Genomic DNA, 7014 nt, shown 5'->3' with positions numbered 1-7014 from the left:
TGCACTGGCAGGCCACCAACGACATCGTCGAGACCATCGACTGGATCCGAGCCGCACCAGACAAAACCCGATCATGACCCGGCGGACACGCCCTAATACAGGTGGACGCGGAGGGTCACCGTGCGAGAATCCGCGCGTGGACAAAGGGAACAACGTCCCGGGTACGCACTTCCTGCTCTCGTTGATCGACCCGGACGACGCCGCGACCGTGCGGCGACGCCTCGGGATCGACGAGCCCGAGGCGAATCCCGCGCGGTGGTGGGCGTGGTGGCTCCAGCGGCTCCAGGCGCCGGCGTCGGTGCTGCTGTGGATGTTGGAGCGGGACGACCCCGCCACGAACGCGCTGGCGTACCACCACGCGCACGCCACCGACGCGATCAAGCGCGACATCTACCGCGGCGTCCCGTTCGGCACGGCCCAAGGACCGCTGCCGGTGGTGCGGACGTGCGACACCCCAGGCTGCTCCCACGGCGCACCGCCGCTCGTCATCGGCCCGTCCGGGCTGGTCGGCGAACTGCGGCAGGCGCGGTCCATGGCCGCGGCGCGGGTGGCGGCGGGTGCCGTGGGCAGGGCCGACTGGCCCGAGATCGCCGAAGCGGACCGCGCCGAGCCGCTGCCGGGGTTCGCGCGGTGGGCGCTGTCGATCCGCGTGGACTGCCCACCGGAGGTGCGCGCGCGGTTCGGGTCGCACCCGAAGTTCGCCCACCGGCTGAGGCGGGCGGGCATCGTCGAGGACCCGCGCGAGTACGTCGAGCGCTGGACACCCGCGGCGGCCGTGCTCGACGTGCTCCAGGCCGGCACTGTCCTGTTCCCCGAACGCGCTCGTGAGGCCGCGGAGTTCCTCACGCCGCTCGTCCGGCGGGAACTCGGCGCGAACCCCGAGGCGTGGGCGGTGCTCGCCCAGGTGCTGCCGGCGTTCGCCGGCACGGTGGCGGAGCTGCTGCCCACCTGCGGCGCGGTCGCCTCGTTCAGGTGACGGGCGGCTGGATTCGAACCAGCGTGATCTGCCTTGGCAAGGCGGTGCGTCTGCCCCTGCGCTACGACCCGTCGCGTCGATCGTAGGTGAACAGCGGACAGGTGGACCGAGGAGGGGTCATCAGCCGGCACAACGGGAAGCGGCACGTCGTCGACCTGACCGACCGGCGGGCGCTGGTCGCCTGGCGGCCGGCCGAGCCGTCGGTCGTCGCCGAGGCCGAGCGGCTCAAGGAGGCGGCGCTGCTGGACTTCGGGCTGACCGAGTCCGCGGTGGCGTCCTGGCTGTTCTCCAAGTGCCGTCACCAGCTCCCGACCACGGCGATCGACACGGCGGCGGTCGTCGCCTCCGGTGACGGCACGTGCCTGCTGCTGTTCAACCCCGACTTCTTCGTCGGCATCGGGCTGGACGGCGTCAAGTTCGTGCTGTTCCACGAGGCGCGCCACCTGGTGCACCGGCACCTGTTCGCGGAACCGGAACTGCGCGAGGACCCGGTGTTCGCCATCGCCGCCGAGGTCGCGATCAACCACGTGGCGATGGTCCGGCTGCGCCGCGCCGCGCTCCCCCGCCTCGACGGGCGACCGACCGGTGTGGACCCGCGGGAGGTCCACACCGACTACGTCGCCGACCTGACGGCCCAGGGCCTCGAACCACTGTCCTACGACGACTTCCTGGACACGGACCTGGCCGTGTACCGCGAGCTGAAGCGGATGCGCAACCCGCCGGTGCCCGCGCCCCTGTGCGTGCACCTCGTGCCGGGTCACGTCTCGGCCGACCAGCAGACCGTCGACGCGACCGCGTCCTCGGTGCTGCTGAACTCCCTGCTCGCGGCACGCCGGGGGCACGGGAGCGCGGAGGCGGAGCTGCTCGACCTGATGGACCGCACCGCGAGCGCGTCCGAGCGGGCCGCCCGGATCTGGGGTTCGCTCGGCGCGGGCGCGTTGCGCGGCACGACCGCGCGGACCGGCACCGTCGACTGGTGGCAGCGGTGGCTGGTCGACGTGCTGGCGTCCAAGCTGCGCCAGGGCGAACGGCTGGTGTACCCGAGGAAGCGGGGCGCGGTGCTGGCCGCGCTCGGGCACGACCCCGTGCTGTCGCGCCGCGGCCCGGAGCGCGACAAGGTGCTGGTGATCGCCTACGACACGTCCGGCTCGATGCCGGCCGGCGTGGTCGAGTGGATGACCGAGCTGGTCGGCCGCATCGAGGGCGTCGAGGCGCACTGGCTGTCGTTCGACGGCGTGGTGATGCCGTTCGAACCCGGTCAGGCGGTGCTCGGTGGCGGCGGCACGAGCTTCCAGGCCGTCGTGGACTACGTCGAGGGCCGCACCGCGCTGGACGGCGTGCCGTTCGAGGAGCGGGCCGACGCGGTCGTCGTGCTGACCGACGGCCACGCCCCGCACGTCACGCCCGCCGAGCCCGACAAGTGGATCTGGCTGATCACGCCGAGCGGCGACGACTGGCCGGATGCCCACGACCCACCGATGGCCTGCCACCGCGTGCGGCCAGTGACCCGGACGGCAGGCCGATGAGCGACACGAAGAGCACGCCGTGGCGGCCCAACGCGACCTACCCCGTGCCGCCCGAGGGCTGGACCGGCGGGTCGGGGTTGTCCGCGTTCATCGACGCGATGATCGACATCGGGCAGACCGGGCAGGTGTTCGGCGCGCACGGCATCGGCAAGACGGCCACGTTCTTCTCCCACATCGCCGAGGCGTACCCGGACACCGAGCTGGTGTTCGTGCCCGCGGCCAACCTCACGCCCGACGACCTGCTGATCAACGCGCCGGTGCGCGACGCGGCCACCGGCGAGCTCGTGCTGCGGCAGCTGGTGATGAGCCAGCTGAAGCCGGGCAAGCGGTTCGTCCTGCTGATCGACGACTCGTTGCAGGCCGGTGAGACGATCCAGTCGCAGTTGATGCAGATCGCCTGCGACTGGACGTTGGGCGAGCACGACCTGCGCGCCCTCGGCTGCGTCGGCGTGTTCCTCAGCGACAACGAGTCCTTGGCCGAGACCTCCACCCGCCGCGGCGACCTGGCGATCCTCGACCGGATGGTCACCGCCCGCGTCACCGCGAACGACACGGCGTGGCGCACGACGCTCGCGGCGAAGTACCGGGACTGGGACCTGCGCGGGGTGTTCGACGTCTGGAAGTCGCTCGACCCGGCGACGCGCGAGCTGCTGTCGCCGCGCACCGTCGACCACGTGCTCGCCAACGCCCGCGAGGGCTTCCCGCTGCGCTGGGGGTTGCCGCTGGTCAACGGGGAGCGGTTGCGGCTGGTGGAGCCGCGCGCGGAAGGCAGGCGCGGCCGGGACCGCGACCGCACCGCGGAGGTCCTCGACCGGATCGCCACCGCGCTCGGCGTGCCGAACCCGGCCACGGTCCCCGACCCCGTGCGGCGGGTGCTGCGGGCGGCGGTGCGCAACCGGTGGAGCGTGCTGCTGCAGGGGCCGCCCGGCTGCGGCAAGACCCAGCTGGTCCGGCAGACGATCCGCGAGGAACTGGGCCGGGAGCCGCTGTACTTCTCGTTGCCGGTGACCAACGTCGAGGACCTGTGCGCGCCGATCCCGACCGCCGACGGCACGTTGGAGAACCTGATGGCCAGGCAGTTCACCGGTGGTGAGCCGAAGGCGATCGTGTGGGACGAGTACAACCGGCCCAAGGACAAGGCGGCGTTCGCCAAGCTGATGGAGATCACGCAGGAGTGGTCGCTGGCCGGCCGGCGGATCGAGAACCTCCGCGCGCAGGTCGCGATCCAGAACCCGCCGTACCACCTCGGCCGCAAGCTCCTGGTGTCGCGCAACAACATCGCGCAGGCGACCAGGTTCACCGCCTCGCTCACCGTCGAGCCGGAGGACATCCCCGCCAACGAGTGGCTGATCAGCACCTACGGCGGTGTCGCCGAGACCGTGCTGGAGTGGTGGAAGCACGACATCGACGACGACGGCCGGGCGTGGATCACCAAGCGCACCGTCGAGCGGCTGGTGAAGCTGCACGAACGCGGCCTGCCGCTGGAGATGGCCACGATCTACCTCGGTGACGGCGAGTACGCGCCCGTCCCGCTCACCGCGCTGGTCGACCGGTTGGCGAAGCGCGGGGTCACCGGGCTGGGCGAGCTGGCGCGGCAGGTGGACGCGTGGGAGGGCAGGTTGCGGCGGGCGCGCGAGGAGTCCGGCGAGGGCACGAACGACAGCGACGTGGTCCACCAGGTGCTCGCCAACGCCGAGCTGTCGCAGCTGCGCCGGTACCGCAAGGTGGTGGTCCGGCTGGTCGCCCTGCTGCCGCCGAAGCTGCGGGCGACGTACCTGGTGGGCGTCGCCGAGGACCGGCAGCGGTTCTGGGTGGACACGTTCGCGCGGATGGCTCGTCAGGGCTGACCGGCTGACTGGTTGATCGGGCGGCGGCTCGCTGGGCGGTGGCGAGCCGGGGTGGGAAACGAGCAGGGCGGCGAGCCAGGTGGTGACCAACCGGGGCGAGAGCTGGCCGGGCAGCGCCGAGCGGGCGGAGGCCGGCCGTGGCGAGCCGGGCGGAGGCTAGCCAGGCGGCAGCGGGGCGGGTGGTCCCTGGTCGGGTGGTGGCTGCCGGTGCACGCTGCGCACGGCGGAGACGTCGGCATGCGGGGCGGGATGGGCCGGGATGTCCGTGCTCAGCGCGTCCAACCGGCGTCGGACGCTGGTGGCGATGCCCTTGCCCAGCACGAAACGCGTCGGCGTCACCGCGCGCTGCGCGCCGTCGAGCAGCCGGTGCGCCTCGCGGCTGCGCATCCCCGTGTCGCTCAGGACCAAGTGCCGCAACCCGTGCGGCCGGGCGGCGAGCACCGCGGCGATCGCGGTCGTCGCGGTCTCGTCCAGCCGGTTGTCCCGCGCGCCGAGGACGCCCGCCGCCTTCACCCGGCCGAGGTCGCACACCTCGACGCCCGCGGTCACGGCCGCGGCCACGAGCCGGGTGGCGGCGGCCGGTCCGATGCCGTTGCTCGCGACCGAGAGCCGCCGCAGCCGCCCACCCGGCACGAGCGCCTCCGCGACGGTCTCCGCGCCCCGGTCGCCGAGCCGCGCGGCGGACACGTACAGCTCGCTGATCACGTCGGCCCGCAGGAGGACGGCCAGGTGCGCCGCGCCCTCCGCGCCGAGCGGGTTGCCGCCGACGTAGAGGCGTTCGACCCGACGCCCGGCCGCGCCGGCGGTGACCAGGGCGTCCACCAGGACGGCGAGGCCAGGCGCGTCCAGCCCGGTCTGGACCAGGTCGAGGGTGCGCAGCGAGCGGGCGGCCTCGACGATCCCCGCCGCGGCCTCGCCCGCGCCGCCGTCGAGCGGGTTGCGCTTGAGCCAGATCCCGGTGACCCGGGCGGCCTGCGGTGACGCGCGCAGGTTGTCCGCGATGTCGCAGGCGCCACCGGCGGTGATCCCGTTGCAGCCCAGGTACAGCGTCTCCACTTCCCGTTCGACGGCCCGGCCCGCCACCTCGGCCGCGCCCTGGTCGCCGAGCTCGTCGGTGCCCAGCAGCAGGTGCCGGACCACGCCGGGGCGCAGCGCGTCCGCGACCAGCCTGGCCCCGGTCGGCCCGAGCGCCTGCTTGCACAGGTCGAGGCGACCGTCCGGGAGCGCCGTCCCGGACGGGAAGTCCAGCCGCCGGTCCGCCGTGCCGCCGGTGCGCAGCCACGACAGCAGCGGTTCGAGGTCGCCCGGACGGGGTCGCAGCGGGCTCACCAGTCCACCTCGCGGTAGTCCTTGAGGAGGACGCCGGCGAGAGGCGCGCCCGCTTCACCCCGCACGATCGGGTCGTAGACGCGCGCCGAGCCGTCGACGACATCGAGCGGCGTGCGGAAACCGTTCGACGCGAGCCGGGCCTTCTTCGGCGCCGGGTTCTCGTCGGTGATCCACCCGGTGTCCACCGCGCACATGTACACGCCCTGCCGGGCCAGGTCGGGGCCGCTGGTGCGGGTCAGCATGTTGAGCGCGGCCTTGGCCATGTTGGTGTGCGGGTGCCGGGCGGTCTTGTTCCGGACCGCGAACCGGCCCTCGACCGCCGAGACGTTGACGACGTAGCGACGCGGGAAGGGCGACGCCAGCAGCAGCGGCAGCAGGCGGTCGCACAGCAGGGTGGGCGCGAGCGCGTTGACCAGCTGCGCTTCCAGCACCTCGGTCGGGTCCAGCTCGCCGAGGTGCGCCGACCAGGAGTTGGCGGGCGCGGTGTCGGGCAGCAACCCGGCCTCGTCGAGCTCCACCGCGGACGGCACGAGGGCGAGCTCTCGGCGGCCGTTCCCCAGCACGGGCACCGGGCGGAACCCCGGTGCGAGGCGGGCGTTCGCGGGCAGGGCGCCGGTCTCGCCGCCGATCAGGGCCGCGTACGCCTCGGGCGGTCGGCGCACGGTCTGGGCCGCGTTGTTGACCAGGATGTCGAGCGGCCGGCCCTCCTCGCGCAACGACTCGCACAGGCCGAGCACCTGGCGCGGGTCGCACAGGTCGATGCCGACGACCGACAGCCGGTCCAGCCACGCCTCGCTGCCCGGCACGGCCCGGAACCGCCGCACCGCGTCGTGCGGGAAGCGCGTGGTCACGATCAGTTCCGCGCCGTCGCGCAGCATCATCAGCGCGAGGTGGAAGCCGATCTTCACCCGGCCGCCGGTGAGCAGCGCGCGGCGTCCCGCCAGGTCCGCGCGCGCCGCCCGGCGCTCGGCGTTCTCCGCCGCGCAGGTCGGGCACAGCCGGTGGTAGAACGCGTCGGCGAGCCGGTAACCCGCCTTGCAGACGTAGCAGCGGCGGGACCGGGCGAGCGGACGTGCCGGCGCGGCCGGTTCGACGTGCAGCGGGGCGTCGTCACGGCGATCGAGGCCGCCGGTGGCGGTCGTGGCGTCCACCGCCGCGTCGGCCGCCGCGCGTTCGGCCGCACGCACCTTCCTGCGCCGCTGCTTGCCGTCGCGGACGAACGACTCCGCGACCCGCTCCGCGCGCAGCCGCACCGGGTCGTCGGCGGGCAGGGCGCGCAGCCTGGCGACGGCCGCGTGGAACGCCGCCTGCTCCTCCTCGTCCATCCCCGCCCGTC

General features: G+C 73.8%; 5 protein-coding genes and 1 tRNA gene. 3 read left to right on the top strand and 3 right to left on the bottom strand.

Annotated elements, in window-relative coordinates; all coding sequences use genetic code 11:
* Positions 1-136 precede the first annotated feature (136 nt).
* Entirely contained in the window at positions 137-976 is an 840-nt protein-coding gene (locus ACZ7GX_RS28110) for a hypothetical protein (RefSeq protein ID WP_498780906.1), read from the top strand.
* On the opposite strand, the gene ACZ7GX_RS28105 is transcribed toward ACZ7GX_RS28110, so the two are convergent.
* Positions 974-1049, bottom strand: a tRNA-Gly gene (locus tag ACZ7GX_RS28105). The genes ACZ7GX_RS28110 and ACZ7GX_RS28105 overlap by 3 nt on opposite strands.
* Before the next feature lie 28 nt (positions 1050-1077).
* Here ACZ7GX_RS28105 and ACZ7GX_RS28100 point away from each other — a divergent pair.
* Together ACZ7GX_RS28100 and ACZ7GX_RS28095 are read left to right on the top strand one after the other, a co-directional pair.
* Entirely contained in the window at positions 1078-2502 is a 1425-nt protein-coding gene (locus ACZ7GX_RS28100; RefSeq protein ID WP_498780904.1) for a vWA domain-containing protein, read from the top strand.
* The gene (locus tag ACZ7GX_RS28095; protein WP_498780903.1) at positions 2499-4349 is read left to right on the top strand and encodes an ATP-binding protein; all 1851 of its coding nucleotides are present in this window, start codon (positions 2499-2501) and stop codon (positions 4347-4349) included. Before ACZ7GX_RS28100 ends, ACZ7GX_RS28095 begins: the two co-directional genes overlap by 4 nt.
* 156 nt (positions 4350-4505) lie before the next feature.
* Here ACZ7GX_RS28095 and ACZ7GX_RS28090 read toward each other — a convergent pair whose 3' ends face one another.
* Both ACZ7GX_RS28090 and ACZ7GX_RS28085 read right to left on the bottom strand, forming a co-directional pair.
* Positions 4506-5678, bottom strand: coding sequence for a leucine-rich repeat domain-containing protein (locus ACZ7GX_RS28090; protein ID WP_498780901.1), 1173 nt, complete (start codon positions 5676-5678; stop codon positions 4506-4508).
* Entirely contained in the window at positions 5675-7003 is a 1329-nt protein-coding gene (locus ACZ7GX_RS28085) for an SDR family NAD(P)-dependent oxidoreductase (RefSeq protein ID WP_498780899.1), read from the bottom strand. Before ACZ7GX_RS28085 ends, ACZ7GX_RS28090 begins: the two co-directional genes overlap by 4 nt.
* Positions 7004-7014 lie beyond the last annotated feature (11 nt).

It is taken from the genome of Actinosynnema sp. NPDC037264 (assembly GCF_055603705.1).
This window is presented reverse-complemented; position numbering and strand designations above follow the sequence as displayed.